The sequence below is a fragment of the Thiohalobacter sp. genome (assembly GCF_027000115.1).
Taxonomy (GTDB): Bacteria; Pseudomonadota; Gammaproteobacteria; order Thiohalobacterales; family Thiohalobacteraceae; genus JALTON01.
The window spans coordinates 21,303-46,092 of sequence record NZ_JALTON010000013.1 but is presented as its reverse complement, the minus strand read 5'-3'; the positions used below and the strand labels follow the sequence as shown (position 1 = coordinate 46,092).

The following is a 24,790-nucleotide window of genomic DNA, read 5'->3' as shown; positions in this document are numbered from 1 at the left end:
AATATGAGCGAGCGGGTGCAGACATGGATAGACGGCCGGCCCGCCGATTCCCTGCCGCTGCCGGATCGCGGCCTCGACTATGGCGATGGCCTGTTCGAGACCTGTGCCGTGGTCGACGGGCGGGTGGAACTGCTGGAGGCCCATCTGGACCGACTGGCTCGGGGCTGCGAGCGACTGGGGCTGCCCATGCCCGAGCGTGCCCTGCTGGCAGCCGAGATGCGCGCACTGGCGAGCGGGTGGGCGACCGCGGTGCTCAGGCTGCAGTTGACCCGGGGCACCGGCGGCCGCGGGTACGCGCCGCCTGAGGCCGTTCGCGTGCGTCGTCTGCTGACCCTCAGCCCCTGGCCCGAGGGACTGCTGCGGTTCGATGGTCAGGGTGCACGACTGCGCACCTGTACGCTGCGGCTGGGTCATCAGCCGCTGCTGGCCGGCATCAAGCATCTCAACCGGCTGGAACAGGTGCTGGCGGCGCGCGAGGTTCAGGCAATGGGCTGCGACGAGGGCCTGCTGCTGGATACGGAGGGTCATGTCATCGAGGGCACACGCAGTAACCTGTTCCTGATCGGGGACGACGGCACGCTGGTCACGCCCGAGCTGTCGCGGTGCGGCGTCGCGGGCGTCATGCGCGGGGCGCTCATGGGATGCTGTGCCGCGGCAGGCATTCCCTGTACAGTGCGCCCGGTGACCATCGAGGCACTTCAGGGTGCTGCCGGCCTGCTGCTCACCAACAGCCTGATCGGGCTGCGCCCGGTCGCGGAACTGGATGGGCGGCCGTTGCCCGTTTCCCCGCTGGCCGATCGGTTGCGTGAACGGCTGCATGCATGGCTGGTCGGAACGGAGAAGCGGCCGTGATCCGGCGCCCGCTCCTGATCGGACTCGCCTTGCTGCTCGTGGCCGTGGCCGCCGGCGCGCTGTGGCTGAAGCTGGACTATGACCGTTTCCTGGAGACACCGCTCGCGGTCGATTCGCCCCTGGTGTTCGAGATCGCGCGCGGCGATTCCCTGCAGGGTGTTGCCCGAGGACTGGCGGCGGAAGGTCTGCTCGAACGGCCAGGGTATCTGGTCTGGCTGGGTCGCGAATCGGGCCTCGCGGGTCGCATCCAGCCCGGCGAGTACCGCATCGAACCGGGCGTCCGGCCAGCGCAACTGCTCGAGCGCTTTACCCGCGGGGCCGTCATCCAGTATCCGGTGACCATCGTCGAGGGCTGGACCGTGCCCCAGTTGCGGGCCTATCTGCGCGGCCTGGAGTTTCTGCAGCATACCCTGGACGGTGTGCCCGATGCCGATCTGCTGGCGACCCTGGATCTGCCGCCGGGCCACCCCGAGGGCCGCTTCCTGCCCGATACCTACCACTTCCCCCGCGGCACGCCGGATCGCGCCGTGCTGCGACGTGCCTATCAGGCCATGGCCGACTACCTGGCGAAAGTCTGGGAGCGCCGTGATCCGGATCTGCCATTGAAGACGCCTTACGACGCCCTGATTCTTGCCTCCATTGTCGAAAAGGAAACAGGACTGGCCAGCGAACGGCCGCAGATTGCCGGGGTATTCATCCGTCGCTTGCAGCGAGGCATGCGGTTGCAGACGGACCCGACGGTGATCTACGGCATGGGCGCGGACTTCGACGGCAACATCCGCCGCCGGGACCTGCGCCGGGACACGCCCTACAACACCTACACCCGCAAGGGGCTCCCGCCCACGCCCATCGCCTTGCCGGGGCGTGCGGCCATCGAAGCCGTGCTGCATCCGGCGCCGGGCGATGCCCTCTATTTCGTCGCCCGCGGCGACGGTTCCCACCAGTTCTCGGCGACCCTGGCCGAGCACAACCGCGCGGTGCGCAAGTACCAGCTTGGTCGCTGATGTGACGGTGAGCGGAGTCAATGGGCGCAGGGCGGGCGCGGTCGCGGCCGGTCATCCGGCCACGGCCGAGGCCGCCGCAGAGATCCTGGCCGAAGGGGGCAATGCCTTCGACGCCGTGGTGGCCGGGCTGCTGGCGGCCTGCGCCGCCGAGCCCGTGCTGACCTCGCTGGGCGGCGGCGGCTTCCTGCTGGCGCAGCCGGCATCCGGCCCGGCCCGACTGTTCGACTTCTTCGCCCAGACCCCGCGCCGGCGGCGGGCGCGGGGCGCGCTGGATTTTCACCCCATCGAGGCCGATTTCGGCACCGCCCGCCAGGAGTTCCACATCGGCCTGGGCTCTGCAGCCGTGCCCGGCGTGGTGCGCGGCCTGTTCGAGATCCGGCGCAGCCAGTGCCGGTTGCCGATGCGGCGGCTGGTCGAGCCGGCCTGCACGCTGGCGCGCGAGGGCGTACGCATCAATGCCATGCAGGCCCATGCCTTCGGCATCGTGGCGCCCATCTACCGGGCCACGCCCGAGGCGCGCGCCGTCTTCTGCGATGCCGACGGGGAGGTGCCGGGCGAGGGCGCGCTGCTGCGGCAACCCCTGCTGGCCGAGGTATTGGAATTCCTGGCCAGCGAGGGCGACCGCGCCTTCTACGAGGGTGACATCGCCGAGCTGATCGCGCGGCTGTGCGCGGAGCATGGGCTGCTGGATCGCGAGGCGCTGGCGAGTTACCGGGTCATACTGCGGGAACCCCTGGCGGTGGACTATCGCGGCTGGCGCCTGCTCACCAATCCGCCGCCGGCCAGCGGTGGCCTGCTGGTGGCGCTGGGACTGCGGCTGGCGGAGGCGGTGACCACGGACGGCGCTCCCGACCTGGAAACCCTGGTCGAGGTCATGGCAGAAACGGAAACCTGCCGACGCGAGGGCCTGGCGACGTCTTCGGGCCTGCCCGCGCTGGACGATGTCTTGATCGCGCGCCATGCCCGCGACATCGAGGGCCGGCTGGCCGCACGTCGTGGCACCACCCATCTCAGCGTCATGGATGGCGATGGCAACTGTGCGGGACTCACGGCCAGCAACGGCGAGGGCTGCGGCCACCTGATTCCGGATACCGGCATCATGCTCAACAACATGCTGGGCGAGGCCGACCTCAATCCGCGCGGTTTCCATCAGTGGATGCCCGATACCCGGCTCACTTCCATGATGGCGCCGGGCCTGCTGGTGGCGCCGGAGGGGGAGCGGGTGGTGCTCGGCTCCGGTGGCTCCAATCGCATCCGCACCGCGCTGCTGCAGGTGATCAGCCGGCTGATTGACCAGGGCCTGCCGCTGGAAGCCGCCGTGCTGCATCCGCGGGTGCATCCCGAGGGCGGGCACCTGGACATCGAGGGCGGCTTCGCGCCCGAGGAGGTCGAGCGACTGCTTCGGCACTGGCCGGACCACCGGCTGTGGCCGGGCAGCAGCCTGTTTTTCGGGGGCGTGCACGCCGTGGCACAGCGCGGGCAGGGCTTCGAGGCCGCGGCCGATCCGCGCCGCGAGGGCGCGGTCCGGATCGTCGGCTGAGATGCTGGTGCTGTTCAACAAGCCCTACCGGGTGCTGTCCCAGTTCAGTCCCTCCGGTGACAAGCAGACGCTGGCGGACTACATCGACATCCCCGGCGTGTATCCGGCGGGGCGGCTGGACTACGACAGCGAGGGCCTGCTGCTGCTCACCGATGACGGCGCCCTGCAGCATCGCATCGCCCATCCCCGCTTCAAGGCGTGGAAGACCTACTGGGCACAGGTGGAAGGCATTCCGGACGAGAGCGCGCTGGCGGCACTGGCCCGTGGTGTCCAGCTCAGGGACGGTCGCACCCGGCCGGCGCGGGCACGGCTCATGGCTCCACCGGATATATGGCCGCGCGATCCGCCCATTCGCGAGCGCAAGGCGATTCCCACCGCCTGGATCGAGCTGGCCCTGCGCGAGGGGCGCAACCGTCAGGTGCGCAGGATGACCGCGGCGGTCGGCCATCCCACCCTGCGCCTGATCCGTTACGCCGTGGGCGACTGGACCCTCGATGGGCTGGCGCCGGGCGAGTATCGCATCGTCGAAACGCCCGCACGCAAGCGGCGCTGAACTGTGGCATTTGCCGCAGCGGCTGTGGCGACTGCCACGGCCGTTCGCCCAGCGGGCCGCGCAAGTTCCTGATCCGCTTGCACGCACACTCCGGCATGCATCTTGCTCTTCCGCAGGCAGGCTTGTTCACGGAGATCCTGTTCAATGCGTGCTTGTTCCCCTCGCGTGCCGGGGCTCGGCCTCGGCGCGTCCCTGTTGCTGGGCGCCTTCTGCGCCCAGGCCGAACCCGCCGCTTCACCGGCGACCCCCGACACCCTCTACATCGAGATACTGAAGCCCCTGCCGACGGCACCGGTGGAGGTCCATCGGATACGACGCAGCGAACCGGCATTGCCCGAGTCGGCGCCGGACGCCGCCGCGCTGCTGAGGTCGTTGCCGGGTGCGGACGTGAACCGCAACGGGCCTCTGACCGGCATTGCCCAGTACCGCGGCCTGTTCGGTGACCGTGTGGCGGTGCGTATCGACGGCATGCCGATCGCCTCGGGTGGTCCCAATGCCATGGATCCGCCACTGGGCCTGGTGCCGCAGGGGCAAGTGCAGTCCATCACCCTGTACCGGGGCATCGCCCCGGTGAGCATGGCGGCCGAATCGCTCGGCGGCCTGCTGGCCGCACGCTCCATCGACAGCCATTTCATCGATGCCGAGGCGGCGACAAGTAGCGGCCTGGTCCGCGCAGATGCAGACAGCGCAGCCAACGGTCGTGCCCTCAACCTGTTCACCGCGCTGGCCAATCGCAGCCAGCGGGTGCATGTGGGGCTGACCCGCGAGCGCGGCAAGGATCTGGTAACTCCGCTCGGCCGGCTGCGCAGCACGCAGTACGATCGCGACCAGTTGCGCCTCGGCTATGGCTGGCGAGGGGAAGGCATGGAACTGTCGCTCGATGGACGCCGCAACGAGACCGGTCCCACCGGCACGCCGGCCCTGCCGATGGACATTGTGTACGCGGATACCAACAGTGGTCGTGGCGAGATCAAACTCGACACGGCCAGCGGTCGGGTGCGCGCGGAAGTGCACGGCAACCGGGTCTGGCATCGCATGAACAACTACAGCCTCCGCCCGCCGCTGAACCCGGCCACGCTGCGGGTTGCGGATGCCGAGTCCAGTGGCCACGGCGGTTCGCTGGCCTGGCAACCGCATGGCAGCCGATGGCGGTTCGGGCTGGATGCCGACCGCGAGATCCATGACGCGGTGATCAGGGATCCTGCCAATCCTTCCTTCCGTGTCGACAATTTTCATGATGTCCGCCTGACGCGCCTCGGCCTGTACGCCGAGCGCGACGCGCAGGCCGCCGGGGCGCACTGGAATCTCGGCGTGCGCCTGACGCGCAGCCGTACCGACGCCGGCGAGGTGCGCCATTCCATGGCCATGATGAACGCGAACATCATGACCCTGCAGACCCGCTTCAACAGTGCCGATCGCAGCCGGTCGGACCTTCTGTTCGATCTGGTGCTGGGCGTGGACCGGCCCTTGCGGCCGGGCGCGACCCTGATCGTGGCGCTGGGGCACAAGATGCGCACGCCGTCCTATCAGGAGCGCTACCTGTGGCTGCCGCTGCAATCCACCGGCGGGCTGGCCGACGGCAACAACTATGTGGGGGATCCGGCGCTGGACCCGGAGCGGTCCTGGCAGCTGGAACTGGGCATCGAGCTGGAAGGGCGGGGCTGGCACTTCTCGCCGCGGCTCTTCTACCGCCGGATCGACGACTACATCCAGGCCGTGCCTGTCACCGATCCCGTCGTGATCGCCGTCAGCAGCCTGGGCGGGGACAGCACACCGCTGGCCTTTGCCAATGTCGAGGCACGGCTCTACGGCCTGGATGCCCTGGGTGGCTGGCAGTTGGCGCCCGCCTGGCGGCTGGAGGGCGACTTTACCTGGGTGCGCGGCGATCGCCGCGACATCGACGATGCCCTCTACCGCGTCAGCCCGCTGCGCCTAGGCCTGCGTCTGCTGCACCGTCGGGGTGCCTGGCAATTCCGTATCGGTGCCCGCGCCCATGCCCGCCAGGACCGGGTGTCGCGCACCCTCGGCGAGCTGCCCACGCCCGGTCATGTCACCCTGGGCGCCGGGGTGCGCTACCGGCTGGGGCAGGGTGGCGAACTCGACCTGGCGCTGGAGAACCTCACCGATCGGCTCTACTACGATCATCTCGGCGGCTACAACCGGGTGACGGGCAGCGCGGTGCCGCTCGGCTCGCGCCTGCCCGGTGCCGGTCGCAACCTGCAGCTGAAGCTGTCCTGGCGCTGGTAGGTGACATGATCCCTGGCAGGTAACGCAGAGATCGCGGAGGCACAGAGTTTACCGAGACATGAATGCCCGCAAGGAGCCCGGTGTCCTCTGCGCCTCGGCGCCTTCCGTGTCCCCGGCGCATCTGCCAAAAAATGTCCATCGACGCGCACCGCTTTTGTATCCGGGCTAGAATGGCCCCCCTGACGAGGGGGGCTTGTGCGCGGACGATTCATCACCATCGAGGGCGGGGAAGGGGTCGGCAAGACCACCAATCTGGATCTGGTGGAGCGCCTCATCCGGGAGGCGGGCAAGGACCTGGTGCGCACCCGCGAGCCGGGCGGGACGCCGCTCGCCGAGCGCATCCGCGAGCTGCTGCTGGACACGGCGCACGCCGGCATGGCCGACGACTGCGAGCTGCTGCTGGTGTTCGCGGCGCGGGCCGAGCACCTGGCGCGGGTCATCCGCCCGGCGCTCGATGCCGGCCAGTGGGTGCTGTGCGACCGTTTCACCGATGCCACCTATGCCTATCAGGGCTACGGTCGCGGCCTGTCGCTGGACCGGATCGCCGAGCTGGAACGCATGGTTCAGGGCGATTTGCGCCCCGATCTCACCCTGCTGCTGGACGTGCCGGTGGAAACCGGCCTCGCCCGGGCCAGTGCCCGCGGTGAGCTGGACCGCTTCGAGCAGGAGCAGCAGGCCTTTTTCGAGCGGGTGCGCGAAGGCTACCTGGCCCGCGCTGCGGCGGAACCCGATCGTTTCCGCGTCATCGACGCCAGTCAGCCGCTGGAGGTCGTGCAGGCGCGCATCCGCGAGCAGGTGCAGGCCTTCATTCTAGAGACAGAAATAGCTTGAGTTATATAATATAACCTAATGGAAAATAATATACTTCCATGGCATGAATCCGTCTGGTCTCAGCTGTGCCAAAGCGCGGGCCAGGGGCGCTTCCCCCACGCGCTGCTGCTCGGCGGGTCCGCGGGCATCGGCAAGCAGGCGCTGGCCGACCGGCTGGCGGCCTGGCTGCTGTGCGAACGGCCGGGCGGGGCGGGCGCCTGCGGCCAGTGCGCCGCCTGCCAATGGCGGGCGGCGGGCAGTCACCCGGATTTCCGGCAGGTGGCCCCGCCGGAGGGCAAGCAGCAGATCCTGGTCGACCAGATCCGTGAACTGTCCGCGGGGCTGGCGCTCAAGGCCCATGGCGAGGGTCGCAAGGTCGCCGTCATTGCCCCGGCCGAGGCCATGAACCCGGCCGCGGCCAACAGCCTGCTCAAGACCCTGGAGGAACCGACCGATAACACGGTATTGATCCTGGTCAGCCACCGCCCGGGGCGGCTGATGGCGACCATCCGCAGCCGCTGTCAGCAGTTGCGGCTGCCGCCGCCCGACCCCGCGCTGGCCCGCGACTGGCTGGCCGCGCAGGGTGTCGCCGAGCCGGGGCTCGCGCTGGCACTCGCCGGCGGCGCGCCGCTGCGGGCACTCGCCCTGGTCGAGTCCGGAGAGCTGGCGCAGCGCGCGGCCTGGGCCGGCGAGTTCGAGTCGCTGATGCGGGGCCGGGCCAGCCCGGTGGAACTGGCCGGAAACTGGCACCAGGTCGAGGGCCTGGCGCCGCTGGACTGGCTGGCAAGCTGGACCGGCGATATGATCCGCCTGGCAACGGGCGCGGCCGACGGCCTGCGCAACGCCGATCTGGCCGACCGCCTCGCCGCGCTGGCGCAGGGCATTGAAGGCGGCCGGCTGTTCGCACTGCTGGATCTCACCCAGCGGGCGCGGCGGCTGCGGGAAACCTCGGTGAATACCCAGCTGCTGCTGGAGGAACTGCTTCACGAATGGTCGCGCACCGCGCGCGGCCGCTGACCCAAGGCAAGGCAACGGAGAAGGGGCCATGAAGGCAGGCAGGCAAGGCATACTTTCGCTGACCATCAAGGACAAGGGCGCGCTCTACGCGGCCTACATGCCCTTCGTGAAGAACGGTGGCCTGTTCGTGCCGACGAACAAGAACTACCAGCTCGGTGACGAGGTGTTCATGCTGCTCACGCTCATGGACGAGGGCGAGAAGATTCCCGTCGCCGGCCGCATCGTCTGGATCACCCCCAAGGGCGCCCAGGGCTCACGTGCCGCGGGCATCGGCGTCCAGTTCGGCGATCAGGACGACGGCACCGCCCGCAATAGGATCGAGACCTATCTCGCCGGCGCCCTGCAGGCGGAGCGCCCGACGCATACCATGTAAGCTTTCGCATTCGTGCAGCCATCTCCCGCACGGCTGCCTTGCCTCCGCGCATCCCCTTGCGTAGGCTGGGCCGCCCCTGTCGGAAGAGATCGCCATGCTCATCGATTCCCACTGTCATCTGGACCGGCTGGAAGGCGTGCCAGACGCCTTGCCGGATTACCTGAGCCGTGCCGCGGATGCAGGGGTGGACCATCTGCTGTGCGTGTCCATCAACCTGGAAGCCTGGCCGGACATGCGGGCACTGATCGAGCCGCATCCCCGGGTGTCCTGCTCGGTGGGCGTGCACCCCTGCGAGGACGAGACCGCCGAGTGCAGCGAGGCGGCGCTGATCGAACGCGCGGCCGATCCGCGCGTGGTGGCCATCGGCGAAACCGGCCTGGACTACTACTATGGCAAGAGCGAGACGGAACGCGCGCGTCAGCGCGAGCGCTTTGCCCTGCATGTCGCGGCGGCGCGCACCACTGGCAAGCCGCTGATCGTGCATACCCGCGATGCCCGCGAGGACACCATCGGCCTGTTGCGCAAGACCGGGGCCGATGCGGTGGGCGGCGTGTTGCACTGCTTTACCGAGAGCTGGGACATGGCGCGCCAGGCGCTGGACCTCGGCTTTTACATCTCCTTCTCGGGCATAGTCACCTTCCGCAATGCCGACAGCCTGAGAGACGTCGCCCGCCGGGTGCCGGAGGATCTCATCCTGGTGGAGACCGACGCCCCCTATCTGGCACCGGTCCCGCATCGCGGCAAGCCCAACGAGCCCGCCTGGGTCGCCGACGTGGCCCGCTGTGTCGCGGAGGTGAGGGGCGTGCCCTTCGAGGCCCTGGCGGAGCAGACCAGCGCAAACTACCGGGCACTTTTCCAGCGGTAGGATGGGCAAAGCGAAGCGTGCCCATCGAACCGGGTGCGTGCGAACGCGGAGGCCACAGAGGCACGGAGAATGCCCAAGCACTTGTTGCCTTGCACCCCATGAACTCGGTGTCTCTGTGTCGTCGGTGTTCCGGCTCCGCGGCCAGACCCTGACGGCCACGCCCCGCCAGGCCTCAAGAACCACGCCAGCCGGCCGCTGGAATCCGTGAACCGGTTCACGGAAACCGGTTGCGGCGGGCGCCCCGTCCGGAAAATGGAACCCTTCCGGCCCCGCCTTCGAAAGATCTTCATCCAGGAACATCGACCCGGGACGGTCCAGAGCGGAGCCCCTGCGGGCCCCGTTGGCCCCGGCCGCATCTGCGGGCGGACAGCGACGACATCAAGGTGGAGCCCATGGAGCGACGCAGATATCCCCGCGCCGAGGTGACGCTCGAGGTCGACATCGAGACCGGCGCGCACCGCGGCCCGGCACTGATCCTGGACATCAGCCGCGAAGGCGTGTTCCTGGCCAGCCCGCTGTTGCGTTCGCCTGCCGTGCCCGAGTCGGTGCGGCTCCATTTCGAGATCTGGACCGGGCAGCAGCTGCTGACCCGCCAGGTCGAGGCGCGTCTGGTGCGGGAGGGCAGCGGGGGCGTGGCCTATGCCTTCGATTCCGGCGATCCGCTCCTGCAGGCGGCCGTTTCCGAACTGCTGCACTATCGCGCGCTGCAGCAACAGCGGGCGGTCGACGCCGCCTGATTTAGTCCCCGGGCGTGCGGCCTGCCTGCAGGCGCTCGCGCAGCGCCTCCCAGCGGGTCCGCAATGCCTCCAGTTTCGGTTTCAGGTCCTCCCGGTGCGCCTCGCGGGCCGCGGCCTCCTCGCGCTCGCAGGCCCGGTAGGCGCGGAAGTCCTCTGCACCACGGATACAGCGATCGGCTGCCTCCAGAATGGCGACGCGGGCACGGTGACTTTCCATCTCGATGGCGCGCCGCGCCTCGAACAGGGCGCGGACCTCATCGCGCAGTTCGCCGCCCGCGGCCGGGCCGGCAAGGATGAGCAGGAAAAGGATAGGAAACAAGATCCGCATGGCGGCCTCCTCGTGCTTGTGCATTTACTGAAGACAACGCGGGAGACCGGGTTCGGTTGACGCCAGCGGCGAAGCGGGGGCGGACGGGTAACGGTGAGACGTCCACCACCTCCGGCAGCAGCCTTGGCCGTTGCCGGTCCTGGCCCACATATTGCGCCAGGAGCTGCAAATCCGCCAAGGCCGCAGCAGGAAGCGGGCGGACACAAATCATACTCCGGGCCATGGAAGAAACCCGGTTCATTGCTCGTCGACACAACAGGTTGCCTGCCGCCCGCTTCCGCCCCGATGCAATATGCGGGTTAGATGGCGACGTGGGTGACGGTGGCCTCGGTGACCTTACTGGCATTCGTCACCGCCTGCCATCAGTGGCCCTCGTAGAGCCGTTCGATCTCGTCGGCGAAGCGCTCCGTCATGCGATTGCGGCGCAGCTTGAGGGTAGGGGTGATCAGGCCGTCCTCGATGGTCCAGGGATCGAGCTGGCAGCTCACCGCCCGCACCTGGGCGTAGCCCGGGAACTCGCGCAGGCGCTCGGCGATGCGGCCGAGCACGAACTCGCACCAGTCGGGGTGGTGCAGGCTTTCCGGCTGGTCGGGGTCGAGGCCGAGACGGGCGGCCTCGCGCCGCCACTGCTCGGGGTTGAGCACCACCAGCGCGGCCAGATAGGGACGGCCGTCGCCGATGACCATGGCCTGCTCGAAGAGGGGATCGAGGCTGATGGCCATCTCCATGTCCGCAGGCGGCACCTTCTCGCCATTGGCCAGGACGATGATTTCCTTCAGCCGGCCGGTGATGAAGATGTGTCCCTTGTCGTCGATGCGTGCCTGGTCGCCGGTATGCAGCCAGCCCTCGTCGTCGATCATCTGCGCAGTGGCCTCGGGGTTGTCCCAGTAGCCCAGCATCACGCTGGGGCTGCGAGTGAGCAGTTCCTGACCCTCGCCGATGTGTACCTCGACCCCGTCCAGCGCGCGGCCCACGCTCTCGGGCACATTGTCTTCGAGGCGGTTGGCCGCGATGACCGGGCTGGTCTCGGTCAGTCCGTAGCCCTGGATCAGCGGCAGCCCGAGACCGATGAACAGCCGGGCCACGGTGGGCGGCAGGGCGGCGCCGCCGGCCACGGCCACGCGCATGCGCCCGCCGAGTTTCTGCATGACCTTGCGCGCCACCAGCCGTTCCAGCAGCGGCCACTGCCACTGCCCGGCGATGGGCGTGCCGCGGCCCTGCGCCACCTCGAAGCGGTTCCAGCCCAGTTCCACGGCGCGCTCGAACAGGCGGCGGGCGAAGGGCGACTTCTCCTCCAGACCGGCCTGGATCTTGTTGTAGACGCGCTCGAAGATGCGGGGCACCGAAATGAGCACTGTCGGTCGTACCGCAAGCAGGTCCTCGGCCAGTTCCGGAATGGAGCGGTTGTAGGCCACGGCCGCGCCGCACATCATGGGCAGGTAGTAACCGACGGTGCGCTCGAAGGTGTGCGACAGGGGCAGGAAGGACAGGAACAGGTCGTCGGGATACACGGCCACGGCCTTCTGGGCGGCGTGGGCGTTCCAGAGGATGTTGTGATGGCTGAGCATCACGCCCTTGGGGCGGCCGGTGGTGCCCGAGGTATAGACGATGGTGGCCAGCGTGTTCGGGTCGATGTCCTCGACACGGAAGCCTTCGGCAGCTTCCGGCAGCCAGTCGTCCACGCATGTCACCCGGTCGTCATTCGGCGCAGCGATGCGCTCAAGGGTCACGATGCGCGCCAGGAAGCCGAGCTGGTCGCGGACTTCGGACAGGGCACGCCAGTGTTCATCGCCGGCGATCAGCAGCAGCCGGGCGCCACAGTTGGCGAGGATGTAGGCGACATTGTCCGGCCGGTCGTCGGTGTACAGCGGCACCACCACCAGTCCCAGGCCATGGGCGGCCTCGTCGAACAGCACCCATTCCGGGCAATTGCGCAGCATCACCGCGACGCGGTCGCCGCGATTGAGGCCGCTGGCCTTGAGCGCTGCCTGCCAGCGCGCCGCCTGTTCGCCGGTCTCGCGCCAGTTGCGGGAGACCCATTTGTCGGAGGCCGGATCGAAGCGCCGGTAGGCCTCGGCGTCCGGGGTGCGGCGGATGCGCTCGCTCAGCAGGCCGGCGAGGGTGCCGGCGGTGTGGGGCGCAATCACATGTTCGGTGACTCGGGGCATTCCGTTTCTCGCTCTTGTTGTGGAATGGTGCGGGTCAGTCCTTGCCGGCTTGCGCCAGTTGGTCCCAGCCCGGATCGGCAGTAAAGCGCGAGCCGTGGCGGGCGGTCAAATCGTGCAGCCGGATCTTCAGGTCCTTGACGCCCTCGCTGCGGATATAATGCACCGGCCCGCCGCGGAAGGGTGCAAAACCGGTGCCGAAGATCATGCCGGCATCGGCCAGTTCCTCGTCTGCCACCACCTGTTCACGCAGACAGGCCACGGTCTCGTTGAGCATGCGCAGGATGAGGCGGTCGGTGAGGTCGGCCGGCGGCTGGTAGCCCGAGGGTGCCTTGGGCTTGATGGGCCTGCCCTTGCGCCAGCGGTAGAAGCCCTGGCCGCTCTTGCGGCCCAGCCGGCCGGCATCGACCAGCTCCTGCAATCGTGCCGGCAGCGCCTGGTCGAAGGCCTTGCCGAGGATCTCGGCGACGTGTAGGCAGATGTCCAGGCCCACGGTGTCGGCCAGTTCGATGGGTCCCATGGGCATGCCAAAGTCCAGCGCGGCACGATCGACGAGGCTGCCGGGCACGCCTTCCTCGACCAGCTCGACCGCTTCCAGCAGGTAGGGCATGAGGATGCGGTTGACCAGAAAGCCGGGCCGGCTCGCCACCGGCAGCGGCAGGCGGTCGATGCGGCGGGTAAAGGCCATGGCGCGGTCGATCACCTCGTCGGCGCTGTCCTGGCCGCGCACGATCTCGACCAGCTGCATCTTCGCCACCGGATTGAAGAAGTGCAGGCCGACCAGTCGTTCCGGTCGTTCCAGTGCGGGGGCCAGCGCCTCCAGCGGAATGCTCGAGGTATTGGTGGCGATGAAGGCCTTGGGCTTCAGCCGCGGCTCCAGGTCCCGGTACAGCGCCCGTTTGGCATCGGCGTCCTCGAAGATGGCCTCGATCACCAGATCGGCATGGCCGGCATGGCGGCCGGTGGGATCGGGAATCAGGCGGTCGAAGGCCGCAGTCACGGCACGCGGGTCGCGCAGGCGCTCGCAGAACAGCCTGTGCGCGCGACCGACGGCCGGGGCGATGCGTTCGGGCGTCTGGTCCTGCAGGGTGACCCGCAGCCCGCGCAGGGCGCACCAGGCGGCGATGTCGCCGCCCATGACGCCGGCGCCCACCACGTGTACATGGGCCGGCGAAAAGTCGACCTGCTTCGCCAGGCCCTTGAGGTGTTCCTGCAGGAAGAACACCCGGACCAGGTTCTGCGCGGTGTCGCCGACGATCAGCCGCGCCACCGACTCGGCCTCGGCCTCCAGCATGCGCGCCGGGTCGTCGGCATGGTCGCGCCAGAGATCGATCAGCGCATGCGGTGCCGGGTAGTGTTCGGGACGCGCCTTGCGGGCCGTCCTCGCATGCAGCACCTTCGCCAGCAGCGGTCGCACCAGCGGCTGGTTGGACAGGCGCGCCTTCCAGTCCGGGCGATGCGACCGGCCGCCCTCGAGCGCGAGTCGGCGGGCGGCGCGCCGGAGGTGGCGTTCCGGTACCGCGTGGTCCACCAGCCCCAGCTTGCGGGCCTGGCGCGCGCGCAGGGCACGGCCGGTGAGCATCAGCTCCAGCGCCGGCAGGCCGCCGAGCAGACGCACCGAGCGCAGGGTGCCGCCGAAGCCGGGGTGGATGCCCAGCCGGACCTCGGGCAGTCCCAGCCGGGTGGCATCGTCGTCACGGGCCACGCGGTGGTCGCAAGCCAGCGCCAGCTCCATGCCCCCGCCCAGGCAGAAGCCGTGGATCATGGCGACCGTGCGCCAGGGCACGGCCTCGAGGCGATCGGCCGCGCGCTGGCCCAGGCGGATGAAGTCCAGCGCCAGATCGCGGTCGCGGATGCCGCGGAAGCCGCGGATGTCGGCCCCGGCGATGAAGCCGCCGGGCTTGGCCGAATACAGCACCAGCCCGCGCGGGGCATCTGCGGCTAGATGATCCAGCACCGCGATCAGCTCGGTGAGCACGGCCTCGTCCAGCACGTTGGTGCTGCTGCCGGCGCGGTCGGCGGCCAGCCAGGCGATGCCGTCGTCGTCGCGTTCCAGTTTCCAGTGCTGCCAGTCGCTCATGCCGTCGCGCCCTCGTTCTCGACCAGTATGGCGCCGCCCTGGCCGCCGCCGATGCACAGGCTGGCGATGCCGCGGCGGGCACCGTTGCGCCTGAGCACATGGAGCAGGTGCAGCACGATGCGTGCGCCGCTGGCACCGACCGGATGGCCGAGACTGATGCCACCGCCGTCGACGTTCAGGCGTTCGCGATCGATCGGCCCGAAGGCAGTATCACGTCCCAGTTCCGCGCGGCAATAGTCGTCATCGGTCCAGGCCGCGAGGCAGGCGAGCACCTGCGCGGCGAAGGCCTCGTTGATCTCCCAGTAGTCGATGTCGCCGCTGTCCAGCCCGTGGCGCTGCATCAACGGGGCCATGGCATGCACCGGGCCCAGACCCATCTGCGCTGGATCCAAACCGGCCCAGCTCGAATCCACCAGCCGCCCCAGCACCGGCAGGTCGTATTGCGCCACCGCCGCTTCCGAGGCCAGGATCAGCCAGGCCGCGCCATCGGTGATCTGGGCGCTGTTGCCGGCGGTGACCAGGCCGAAGGGCCGGTCGAACACCGGGCGCAGTTTCGCCAGCGACTCCATGGAGGTGTCGCGGCGCAGGCCGTCGTCGGCGAGATGGACCTTGCCATGGCGATCATAGACGGGTTCGATCTCGACCAGATGACCGGCGTCCTGTGCCGCGGCCAGGCGGCGATGGCTTTCGAGCGCGAAGCGGTCCATGGCCTCGCGGTCGATGCCGAAGCGATGGGCGAGGATCTCCGCGGTCTGACCCATGGACAGGCCGACCACGGGGTCGGTCAGGCCGCGCAGCAGGCCGATGACCGGGGCCAGATGCTTCGGCCGCAGGCGAGCGAGCTGGCGCAGCCGCGCCTGCCAGTTGCGTGCGTTGTTCCAGCCCGCCAGCCAGGCGACCATGGCGGTGCCCAGCAATACCGGTGCGTGGCTCATGGCCTCGATGCCGCCGGCCAGGACCAGGTCCGAGCGCCCCGAGGCGATGTTGCGCGCCGCCGTATCCAGTGCCTGCATGCCCGAGGCACAGTTGCGCTGCACGGTGAAGGCGGGGACGCGTTCGCCGCAGCCCAGCCGCAGCGCCACCACGCGCGCGATGTTGGCCTCGTCGGGGCCGGGCATCACGCAGCCGGCGACCACCTCGTCGAAGGCCTCGGGGGGGAAGGGCTGGCGCAGGCACAGGCCGCGCGCGGCCTGCACCGCCAGGTCGGCCGCGGTGAAGGGGCCGGGTTCGCCGCGCGCCTTGAGAAAGGGCGAACGCGCGCCATCCACCACATGAACCGGCCGGCCGTTCAGGCCGGGATCGGCAACGGTGCTCATGCCTGTCTCCTTTTCAGGGCCTCGGGGGGAAATTCGTCGACCTGGATGACCTCGCGGCGTGCGGCCACCGCGGCTTCCACCGCGGCGCGCTCGTCGGCGTCGATGACGCCGGCCTCGAGCGCTGCGTCCAGCAGCTGCTCGGGATCGCCTTTCGGCAGCTCGCCCTTGCGCATGGCGCGGCGCATCCGCGCCAGTACGGGTGCCGCGTCGCGGGCCTTGCGCAGGGCGTCCTCGAGCCGGCCCAGCGGTTGGTCGAGACCGTCGGGCACGTAGAGCCCTTCGGTGAGGCGGTCGCGCGCGGGGCCGGGCGCCAGCAGCAGGTCGGCGACCTGGCGCTCGAGCCGGTCGTCGGGACCGGGATGCGTGCCCCAGGGCAGCAGCCACAGGCGCAGCAGCCAGCCGGCGGGGCGCAACGGCAGGTTGCGGCAGAACTCGTGCAGCGCCTGCTGGGAGCGGGCGACGCAATCGTCCATGACCCAGCGCATCAGCGGACGGTCCTCCTCGGGACAGCCGTGTTCGGCATGCCAGCGTATCGCGGCGCCGGCCAGATAAAGATAGCTCAGTACATCGCCGAGGCGCGCCGACAGCCGCTCGCGGCGCTTGAGGCTCCCGCCGAGGGTCAGCATGGCGACCTCGGAGGCCCAGGCCAGCGCGGCGCTCAGCCGGGTCAGGCGCTGGAGCTGGCGGCGACAGCCGCAGGGGTTGGGCACCCGGGCCAGCCAGCCATCGGTCAGGCCATGGAACAGCGAGCGCACGGCATTGGACAGGGCCAGCGACACGTGGCCGAAGAAGGCTGCATCGAAGCGTTCCAGTGCTCGTGTGGCGTCGGGGTCGGCGGCGGCCTCCATCTCGGCATGGACATAGGGATGGCAGCGCACCGCGCCCTGGCCGAAGATGATCAGGTTGCGGGTGAGGATGTTGGCGCCCTCCACCGTGATGCTGATGGGCAGGGCCTGGTAGACGCGGCCGATGAAGTTGCGCGGTCCCAGGCAGATGCCGCTGCCACCCTGGATGTCCATGGCGTGGTTGATCAACACCCGCATGCGTTCGGTCATGTGGTACTTGACGATCGCCGAGGCCACCGAGGGCTTCTCGCCCTGATCGAGCATGCTGCAGGTGAGCGCGCGGGCACCTTGCATCAGGTAGGTGTTCCCGGCGATGGCGGCCAGCGCCGCGCCGACGCCGTCGAAGCGGCCGATGGGCAGCTTGAACTGCTTGCGTACCGCGGCGTAGGCGCCGGTGGCGCGCGAGGCCAGCATGCCGGCGCCCGTGCTCAGCGCCGGCAGCGAGATGGCGCGGCCGTCGGCGAGGCATTCCATGAGCATGCGCCAGCCCTGGCCCGCGCGCTCGGGGCCGCCAATGATCCAGTCCAGCGGAATGAACACGTCGTGGCCGCGATTGGGGCCGTTGTGGAAGGCAATGTTGAGCGGGAAGTGGCGGTTGCCGATGTCGATGCCGGGGGTGTCGGTGGGAATCAGCGCCAGGGTGATGCCCAGGTCTTCCTGTTCCCCGAGCAGGTGCTCGGGGTCGTAGAGGTGGAAGGCCAGCCCGAGCACGGTGGCGACCGGCCCCAGGGTGATGTAGCGCTTCTCCCAGTTGAGGCGGATGCCGACCACTTCCTCGCCCTGCCACTGGCCACGGCAGACCTCGCCGCGGTCCGGCAGCGAGGCGGCATCGGAGCCGGCTTCGGGCCCGGTGAGGGCGAAGCAGGGGATTTCCTCGCCGCGCGCCAGCCGGGGCAGATAATGTGCCTTCTGCGCATCGGTGCCGTAGTGCAGCAGCAGCTTGGCCGGTCCCAGCGAGTTCGGCACCATGACCGTAACCGCGGCGGTGATGCTGCGGCCGGCGATGCGCGCCACCACCCGGCTGTGCGCCTCGGCGCTGAACGCCAGCCCGCCGTACTCGCGGGGGATGATCATGCCGAAGAAACCGTTGCGCTTGATGAAGTCCCAGACCTCGGGGGGCAGGTCAAAGTCCTCATGGGTCACCCGCCAGTCGTCGACCATGGCGCAGAGTTCATTGACAGGTCCTTCGAGGAAGGCCCGCTCCTCTGGCGTGAGCCGGCTGAGCGGACGATCGAACAGCTGTTGCCAGTCGGGTCGGCCGCTGAACAGCTCCCGCTCCCAGCCCACGGTGCCAGCCTCCAGCGCCTCGCGCTCGGTGTCGGACATGGGCGGCAGGGTATTGCGGAAGGCGGTCAGCAGCGGGCGGCTCAGCCACTGCCGGCGCAGGTCGGGGCGAAGGACCAGCACCGCCAGCACGGCGACCGGCAGCAGGGCGGCGATGGCAGCCGGCGCACCGGGACCGGTGGGGAGCCACAGCAGCCAGAGCACTGTCAGCGTGCCCACCCACAGCCGGCCGGAGGCACGCAACGCGGCCAGCAACCCCAGGGTCAGGAGCAGGATGCCGATCTCGAAGAGGGTCATGCGCGCCTCCTTTTATTAACCCGGCAACCAAATATGTCGTGTTCAGCCGGGCTGTGCCGGTCCACAACAAGGCGTCGGCGCGCCGCTGTAGCACCCCTACAGCAAGCGACGACAACGCAGACTGTGGGCCGGTACAGCCCGGCCTTTCCCTTGATCTTGAACCTGTCAGGGATGCAGAGAAAGCCCCTGCACTGCGTTGTGGCTCTTGCCAAGGGCAGGGCCATTGCCTGTGAGCCACGCCTTGTTCACCGCCTTTCTCTGCATCCTGAACACGATATATTTGGTTGCCGGGTTAATAGGTGGGCGCCGCGTTTCGACTGCGCTACTGCGCGGCGTCCTTCGGTTGCAGGTCGACCGGATCGCGGGCGTCGTCGAGGGCCGCGGCCCTGTTTTCCCGTGATACCGGCACGAAACAGTCACCCTGGTCGTTGCATACTTGGCCTTCCTCGTCCCAGGGCAGTGATCGATAGAGGGCACGATCCTCCAGGCCCACATAGGGATATTTGATGATCTCGAAGTAGGGGGAGTAGTCGAAGTCGCGAGGGGTGTAAAGCCGGGCATTGCGCTTGTACAGGCGCAACCGGCCGTCCTCGGCGCGCTGGACCACGGGCAGCACGGGAAAGTGCACATGGTCGAAGGCGGCCGCGATCATCGATGAGCAGACGGTGCGGGTGGGAATGCCGGCATTGTGCTCAAACAGACTGGATCGCCAGCGCCTGGGCAGCAGGCCATAGGGGAACAGGAAGCGCGCGAGGTCCAGCAGTTGACGGATGTCATAGTCGCAGCCGAGATGATTGACCGCATGCGCAATCACCGCCTGGGCATCGGAACGCGAAAGCCCCGCCGGCCGGCAGATGCGCAGGTGATCCTTTTCGTACTTGTCCAGCGGGTTGACGATGGTGCCCTCTCCGAGCAGGGCCTCGATCACCAGTTGATCGTTGGGATCGCCGTCGTAGAGATAGGAGACGTGCTCGCGCACGGTCGGATCATCGATGTCGGCCAGCCGGCCGATGTAGAGCGCGGAATGGGTCCAGGGGCTCTGGGTGATGTTCTTGATCACCTCGCTGACCCGGGAACGGCCCTCGACCAGCAGCACGTCGGCGGGACGGATCTCGTAGCGCAGGCGCTCGAAATCGCACAGCGGCGTGCGGTCGTGCGGCTGCTCGGCCGTCAGCCACCGACTCAGTGCCTGTCCCAGCCACGCCTTGAATCCGAACCGCATCGTGCCTCCGTGGGTGTCGTCCCATCAATTGAGACCCCGTCACCGGCCACGGGTTTCCTGACAGCTTTATCGGCCGCGCGGGCCCCGGACTTAGCTTCGGGACCAAAGCTATCTGAAAAAACGTCAATTTTGTGAAGCCGGCCCTTCTTCCAGCAGTGCCAGCACCCGTTCGATCTGTGCCATGGGGGTATGGAAATGGGGCGACAGCCGCACCCCGCCGCCACGCAGCGCGCACTGGACCCCGGCGGCCTGCAGACGCTCGAACAGGGCCTCCGGCGTCTCCCGCAGCGGTGCGAAGGTGACGATGCCGGCGCGGCGTTCCCGCGAGGCCGGACTGAGCAGGCGGAAGCGGTCGTCGTCGGCGAGGGCGGCCACCAGCCGGTCCGTCCGTTCCGCGATCCGCGCCGCGACCCGGTCCAGGCCAATCTCCAGCAGCAGTCCCAGGGCGGCGTCGAGGGCGTGCACGCCGAGCATGTTGGGGCTGCCACACTCGAAGCGCCGGGCACTGGCGGCGGGCGCCCAGTCGCGCCGGTCGAACTCGCCCGGATGGGCCACCATGTGCCAGCCGTACTCGTGCAGCTTCAGCCGGTCCAGCAGGGCCTCGCGGCAGAAGAACAGCCCCAGCCCCTCCGGGGCGAGCAGCCACTTGTGACCGTCGGCGACAACGAAATCCGCCCGCGCGGCCACCGCATCGAAGGGCAGGGCGCCCAGCCACTGGATGGCATCGATACAGAACAGGATGTCGTGCTCGCGGCAGTAGGCGCCCAGCCGGTCGAGATCGAGGCGCAGGCCGCTGGCGTACTGCACCGCGCTCACCGACATCAACCGGGTGGCCGGTCCGCAGGCGGCCATCAGCGCGGCCTCGGGCTGTGCGAAGTCGAGCGCCACCTCGCGGACCACCACGCCCTGCGGGGCCAGCGATTCCCAGACGATGCGGTTGGAGGGGAACTCGCCGGCCGGGATCACGACCTCGTCGCCCGGCTGCCAGTCCAGCCCGTGGGCGACGAAGGACAGGCCCTCGGAGGTGTTCTTGACCAGGGCGATGCCGTCCGTGCCCTCGACGCCCAGCAGGCGCGCGGCGCGTTCGCGCAGCCGCTGCTCGGTGGCCAGCCAACGCGGATAGTGCCGCGACCCCGCGTGCGCATTCTCCCGCGCGAAGCGGCACACGGCCTCCTGCACCGGGACAGGCCAGGGCGCGACGGCGGCGTGGTTGAGATAGATGATCTCCGGTTCCACTGCAAAAAGATCCTGCAACGCGTCGTTTTTCATGGGCTTCCCCCGATTTTTTCCCGAGCCTGCCACAAACCCGGCGATTTCGCCTCAAGTTTCGCCGATTTTGCCGCCGCGAGTCGGTGGAACATGCAGTGCGCCATCTCGGCCTCGACCAGTTCAAGGTGGTCAATGACACCTGCGGTCGCAACGCGGGTGACGAACTGCTCAAGCAGCTTACCGCGAAGCTGCGCGGCACCCTCCGGCCAGATGACGTGCTGGCGCGTCTGGGCGGGGGGTCTGGCGAGCGCGGCTGAGCTGTCTCTGCCCTTGCCGAAATTCGATGACGCGAAGCCATGCTCTGGGTGATATGCACTGATTTTCCGTCATGCCTCGCAAACTTCATCCGTTGCGGTATGCTCTGAAGCGCCGGTCCTGGCGCGATTTCCTGCAAAAAATATCCTGCGCTCCGGAATCTGAGGTCGCAGAGAACCCGGCCCGCTTCCGAGCCCGGCTCTTCGATCCACGGGGGCTACCGAGATGCGAGGCCGAGCGAAAATCCGCCAGGGCCGCAGCAGGAAGCGGGCAGGCGCAAATCGCGCTCCGGGCCATGGCCACGAAATCCGGTTCATTGCCCGCCAGGACAACAGGTTGCCTGCCGCCCGCTTCCGCCCTGGTGCAATATGCGGGTTAATAACGCAAGCGTTTTGATCGTCACGGTCGAGGGTGAAAATCGATGGCGGGGGCACGTGGCAAGCGTATCACGGCATTCGATCTGGAGCCCGGCAGCACGCTGCTCGGCAAGTACCGGGTGCTGGAACGGCTGGGGGCTGGCTGGGAGGGCGAGGTCTACCTGGTGCTCGAGCTTGGCACCCGCATCGAGCGCACGCTGAAGCTTTTCTTTCCCCAACGCAATCCGCGCGACAGTGCTCTCAGGCGCTATGCCCGCAAGCTGCACAAGCTGAGGCACTGCCCGATCGTCATCCAGTACTACACGCGCGAGCGACTGGAACTCGATGGTCGCATGATCTCGGCCCTGGTCTCGGAATATGTGGAAGGGGAGTTGCTGGATGCCTTCGTTGCCCGCCAGCCCGGCCAGCGCTTGCAACCCTTCCAGGCCCTGCACCTGCTGTACCATCTTGCGCTTGGCCTCGAGTGCGTGCACGCCGCCGGCGAATACCACGGTGATCTGCACGCCGACAACATCATCGTCGAACGCCACGGGCTGGGCTTCGAACTCAAGCTCATCGACATGTTCGCCTGGAGCCGTTCCAACGCCGAGGGCATACGCAATGATGTACTGGACCTGATCCGCATCTTCTACGATGCCCTGGGCGGACAACGCCACTATGCGCGCCAGCCGCCCGAGATCAAGGCCATCTGCTGCGGCCTCAAGCGCAGCCTGATCCTTCGCAAGTACCGCACTGCCGGGCAGCTGCGGCTGTACCTGGAAAACCTGCGCTGGTCCTGATCCAAGAAGACAAATCAGTTCAGAAATCAAATGGAGTCAATTGAAAAAACGATAGTATTTGCCGATCAGGAGGCTCTGATGGAGGGGCCGTTGCGGTTCGCCGGCGGCTGTGTCGCGCTGGCTACCCGCAAGTCGCCCGCCAGGGAAGGCCCGAACGAGGACGCGCTGGCCGCGGTGCCGCTGGGGTCACGGGACGGTGTGCTGATACTGGCCGATGGCGTCGGCGGCTGTCCGGCCGGCCGGGACGCCTCGCGCCTGGCCGTCACCACGATCGCGCAAGCCGTTGCCGGGTTGGATTCCCAGGCGCCCGAGCAGGTGCGGGCCGCGGTGCTGGGCGGCATCGAGGCGGCCAACGAGGTGGTGCTGGGGCTGGGCAGCGGGGCCGCGACCACGCTCGCCGTGGTGCAGATCGCCGATGGCGTGGCACAGAGCTTCCATGTGGGCGATTCGCCCATCCTGGTCACCGGACAACGGGGACGCATCCGCCAGTACGTGATGGCCCATTCGCCGACCGGCTACGCGGCGGCATCCGGGGTCGTGATCGAGGAGGATGATCCCGCATGGTATGCCGAGAACCGGCACCTGGTATCGAACATCGTCGGCAGCCGGGACATGCACATGGAGATCGGGCCACGCATTCGCCTGCAAGCACGCGACACGGTGCTGATCGCCAGCGACGGGCTCACCGACAATCTGCCCATCGAACAGGTCGTCGAGCGGGTGCGCAAGGGCCCGATCGAGCGCGCCCTGTGCGGACTGATGGAAGAAACCGCCGCCGTGATGGCGGGCGACAGCGGGCATCCGGATGATCTGACGGTCATCCTGTACCGCCCGACCTGCCTCGGATAGTGCGTATAATGTATATTATGTTAAATATGAGGCAGGGGAGCCCCGGGTGATCGAGGCCTGACTGCCTCGCCTTTCCGCGGATCCGGGGGCGTTATTGACCACCGCAGTTGATGGGCACGTCGCTACGCGACTTTGCCCATCCTACCGGAACGCCTCTCGCAGCCTCTCGTAGGATGGGTAAAGCGAAGCGTGCCCATCAAAAGCATCAGTCATTCCAACTGCAGTTGCCGCAGGATGGACAAAGGCCCGAAAGGCCGCGCCCATCACACAACCACCACTCAATCGTCGAACGGATCAACCGACACGAACAACTGCAGCAAGGGCGCATAGGTCAACACCGCCCCCTGCACGATGCCCAGCGCATCGAAGGCCTCTGCCACTGCCTCCTGGCGGCCCCTGTCCTGGGGATTCTCCTTCAAGGCTTCCAGCGCGGCCACCAGCGGCCCGATCTCCGCACCCTGCACGTGCTGTTTCAGCATCTGCAGCGCCGAATCGACGTCTTCGGTCGTGATGGACTGCAGCCGGGAGTTGTCGGGGAGTCTGGAGGTCACTTTTCGCTGCTCTGCATGTTCGTCATCTGTGGTCGCCTTGTGACGGGCCGTTGAATCGGCCCGCTTGTCGCCGGACCGGCGAAGCATCATAAGCCAGCGGCTGGCCCAGGCCCAGGGATCCCTGCCACTGGCAGCCTTCGGGCGGCCGCCCTGCCTCAATTCGCGCACCCTATGCGCTCCTCCTTTCGTGCCATTATCCATGACGGTTCAAGGAAGCAATCTCCTTTACGCCGATATCCTCGGCAATTTCCCCTGACGGCTCAAGCGTTGCCCTCCCGCAGCGCGCTCAGCGGCGACAGGCTGATGAGTGCCCGCACCAGGGGTTGGCCCTGCTGGTCGAGGACGAGGCAGCCATGGGTCTGCTGGCGCACGGCCTGGGCGCCGAGGCCGCGGCCGGCGGCCTGTTGCCGGGGCGGACCGACCAGCAGGCTGACGCGGTCGTTGCTCTTGAGCCGCGCCATGCCACGCTGGTCGATGCTGATGCGGTGCTGGGTGTAGACCATGGGCTCACGCTCGAAGTCGTGCCCTTCGCTGCGGGCGCGTTCCAGCAGGGCGCAGGAGATGAGCGCGGCGGGAAAGCTGTCGGGGAAGCGCACGCGATCCTCGAGTTCGTCGATGAAGCGGGTCTGTTCCACCCGTGACCCGCAGAGGAAGTTCTTGGCGTTGCCGGTGTTCATGTACTTGTGCTTCAGAAACCAGCCGCTGTTTCCGAACCAGGAGCGGTCGGGCTGGCGCGCGAGCGCATCGGGCGCGATGGCCGGCGCGCCCTCCGGCACATGGCGGGCCTCGGGTTCCTGCTGAATCTGGCCCCGCAGTATCAGGCCGGAGGGACCACGCACCAGCAGCCTGCAGCTTCGCCGGTCGGCCTCGATGCGCGGACGGCCGGCTTCGATGCGGGCGCTTTCTCCCGGGCGCAGTGCACTGGCGAACTGGTACTGGCCGTTGACGAAGGCCGGGCCGTCGTCGGTGATGATGCCCTGCCCCCGCAGCCAGCCCTCGGCCAGACACACGAGCTGGAATCCCAGTACGATGGGACCACAGAAGGGATTGCCGGCGAGGCGTTGCCAACGCAGCGGATCATGAAACAGGTTGAAGTCGTCGGTGGCGTTGCGGGCCGCGTCGATGTGGATTTGTTCGAAACGGAAGGGCTCTGAATCCGTGGTCATGGAGGCATC

At 68.3% G+C, this 24,790-nt stretch carries 22 protein-coding genes; 13 read left to right on the top strand and 9 right to left on the bottom strand.

Going from position 1 to position 24,790, the window contains the following annotated elements:
• The first annotated feature begins 3 nt into the window (after positions 1–3).
• From pabC to MVF76_RS01535, 10 genes are all read left to right on the top strand, one after another.
• Entirely contained in the window at positions 4–852 is an 849-nt protein-coding gene (pabC, locus tag MVF76_RS01580; RefSeq protein WP_297526992.1) for an aminodeoxychorismate lyase, read from the top strand.
• The gene (mltG, locus tag MVF76_RS01575) at positions 822–1,856 is read left to right on the top strand and encodes an endolytic transglycosylase MltG (RefSeq protein ID WP_317622913.1); all 1,035 of its coding nucleotides are present in this window, start codon (positions 822–824) and stop codon (positions 1,854–1,856) included. Before pabC ends, mltG begins: the two co-directional genes overlap by 31 nt.
• Before the next feature lie 7 nt (positions 1,857–1,863).
• Complete coding sequence (locus tag MVF76_RS01570) at positions 1,864–3,396, top strand: gamma-glutamyltransferase (protein ID WP_297526990.1); 1,533 nt, start codon at positions 1,864–1,866, stop codon at positions 3,394–3,396.
• A 1-nt stretch (position 3,397) separates the two neighbouring features.
• Positions 3,398–3,949, top strand: coding sequence for a pseudouridine synthase (locus MVF76_RS01565; RefSeq protein WP_297526989.1), 552 nt, complete (start codon positions 3,398–3,400; stop codon positions 3,947–3,949).
• Between the two features lie 144 nt (positions 3,950–4,093).
• A complete protein-coding gene (locus tag MVF76_RS01560) occupies positions 4,094–6,196 on the top strand; it encodes a TonB-dependent receptor (protein ID WP_297526987.1) in 2,103 nt (700 codons plus the stop codon).
• Between the two features lie 195 nt (positions 6,197–6,391).
• Entirely contained in the window at positions 6,392–7,027 is a 636-nt protein-coding gene (tmk, locus tag MVF76_RS01555; protein ID WP_297526986.1) for a dTMP kinase, read from the top strand.
• Positions 7,028–7,045: 18 nt separating this feature from the next.
• Positions 7,046–8,023 carry a DNA polymerase III subunit delta' gene (locus MVF76_RS01550; protein WP_297526984.1) on the top strand — a complete coding sequence of 326 codons (978 nt, stop codon included), beginning with the start codon at positions 7,046–7,048 and terminating at the stop codon, positions 8,021–8,023.
• A 28-nt stretch (positions 8,024–8,051) separates the two neighbouring features.
• On the top strand, positions 8,052–8,396 hold the full coding sequence (locus MVF76_RS01545) for a PilZ domain-containing protein (protein WP_297526982.1): 345 nt from the start codon (positions 8,052–8,054) through the stop codon (positions 8,394–8,396).
• Between the two features lie 94 nt (positions 8,397–8,490).
• Positions 8,491–9,261 carry a TatD family hydrolase gene (locus MVF76_RS01540; protein WP_297526980.1) on the top strand — a complete coding sequence of 257 codons (771 nt, stop codon included), beginning with the start codon at positions 8,491–8,493 and terminating at the stop codon, positions 9,259–9,261.
• A 392-nt stretch (positions 9,262–9,653) separates the two neighbouring features.
• Positions 9,654–9,998: a PilZ domain-containing protein gene (locus tag MVF76_RS01535; RefSeq protein WP_297526977.1), complete on the top strand. Its 345-nt coding sequence runs from the start codon at positions 9,654–9,656 to the stop codon at positions 9,996–9,998.
• 1 nt (position 9,999) lies between these two features.
• Here MVF76_RS01535 and MVF76_RS01530 read toward each other — a convergent pair whose 3' ends face one another.
• The 7 genes from MVF76_RS01530 to MVF76_RS01500 form a co-directional block, all read right to left on the bottom strand.
• Complete coding sequence (locus MVF76_RS01530) at positions 10,000–10,326, bottom strand: hypothetical protein (protein ID WP_297526976.1); 327 nt, start codon at positions 10,324–10,326, stop codon at positions 10,000–10,002.
• A gap of 362 nt (positions 10,327–10,688) precedes the next feature.
• On the bottom strand, positions 10,689–12,494 hold the full coding sequence (locus MVF76_RS01525) for an AMP-dependent synthetase/ligase (RefSeq protein WP_297526974.1): 1,806 nt from the start codon (positions 12,492–12,494) through the stop codon (positions 10,689–10,691).
• Positions 12,495–12,528: 34 nt separating this feature from the next.
• On the bottom strand, positions 12,529–14,571 hold the full coding sequence (locus MVF76_RS01520) for a 3-hydroxyacyl-CoA dehydrogenase NAD-binding domain-containing protein (RefSeq protein WP_297526972.1): 2,043 nt from the start codon (positions 14,569–14,571) through the stop codon (positions 12,529–12,531).
• The gene (locus MVF76_RS01515; RefSeq protein ID WP_297526970.1) at positions 14,568–15,887 is read right to left on the bottom strand and encodes an acetyl-CoA C-acetyltransferase; all 1,320 of its coding nucleotides are present in this window, start codon (positions 15,885–15,887) and stop codon (positions 14,568–14,570) included. Before MVF76_RS01515 ends, MVF76_RS01520 begins: the two co-directional genes overlap by 4 nt.
• Entirely contained in the window at positions 15,884–18,313 is a 2,430-nt protein-coding gene (locus MVF76_RS01510) for an acyl-CoA dehydrogenase (RefSeq protein ID WP_297526968.1), read from the bottom strand. Before MVF76_RS01510 ends, MVF76_RS01515 begins: the two co-directional genes overlap by 4 nt.
• A gap of 322 nt (positions 18,314–18,635) precedes the next feature.
• Positions 18,636–19,535, bottom strand: a complete 900-nt coding sequence (locus tag MVF76_RS01505) for a YiiX/YebB-like N1pC/P60 family cysteine hydrolase (protein WP_297526966.1) — start codon at positions 19,533–19,535, stop codon at positions 18,636–18,638.
• Positions 19,536–19,658: 123 nt separating this feature from the next.
• Positions 19,659–20,804: an aminotransferase class V-fold PLP-dependent enzyme gene (locus tag MVF76_RS01500; protein ID WP_297526964.1), complete on the bottom strand. Its 1,146-nt coding sequence runs from the start codon at positions 20,802–20,804 to the stop codon at positions 19,659–19,661.
• Between MVF76_RS01500 and MVF76_RS01495 the strand changes: the two genes are divergently transcribed.
• The 3 genes from MVF76_RS01495 (at position 20,771) to MVF76_RS01485 (ending at position 23,064) form a co-directional block, all read left to right on the top strand.
• Entirely contained in the window at positions 20,771–21,061 is a 291-nt protein-coding gene (locus tag MVF76_RS01495) for a diguanylate cyclase domain-containing protein (protein ID WP_411293533.1), read from the top strand. The two genes, MVF76_RS01500 and MVF76_RS01495, sit on opposite strands and share 34 nt — an antisense overlap.
• 419 nt (positions 21,062–21,480) lie before the next feature.
• Positions 21,481–22,215 carry a protein kinase domain-containing protein gene (locus MVF76_RS01490; RefSeq protein WP_297526962.1) on the top strand — a complete coding sequence of 245 codons (735 nt, stop codon included), beginning with the start codon at positions 21,481–21,483 and terminating at the stop codon, positions 22,213–22,215.
• A gap of 78 nt (positions 22,216–22,293) precedes the next feature.
• Positions 22,294–23,064 carry a PP2C family protein-serine/threonine phosphatase gene (locus MVF76_RS01485; RefSeq protein WP_297526960.1) on the top strand — a complete coding sequence of 257 codons (771 nt, stop codon included), beginning with the start codon at positions 22,294–22,296 and terminating at the stop codon, positions 23,062–23,064.
• Positions 23,065–23,342: 278 nt separating this feature from the next.
• On the opposite strand, the gene MVF76_RS01480 is transcribed toward MVF76_RS01485, so the two are convergent.
• Complete coding sequence (locus tag MVF76_RS01480; RefSeq protein WP_297526957.1) at positions 23,343–23,615, bottom strand: hypothetical protein; 273 nt, start codon at positions 23,613–23,615, stop codon at positions 23,343–23,345.
• A gap of 260 nt (positions 23,616–23,875) precedes the next feature.
• Positions 23,876–24,781, bottom strand: a complete 906-nt coding sequence (locus MVF76_RS01475; protein WP_297526955.1) for a hypothetical protein — start codon at positions 24,779–24,781, stop codon at positions 23,876–23,878.
• Positions 24,782–24,790 lie beyond the last annotated feature (9 nt).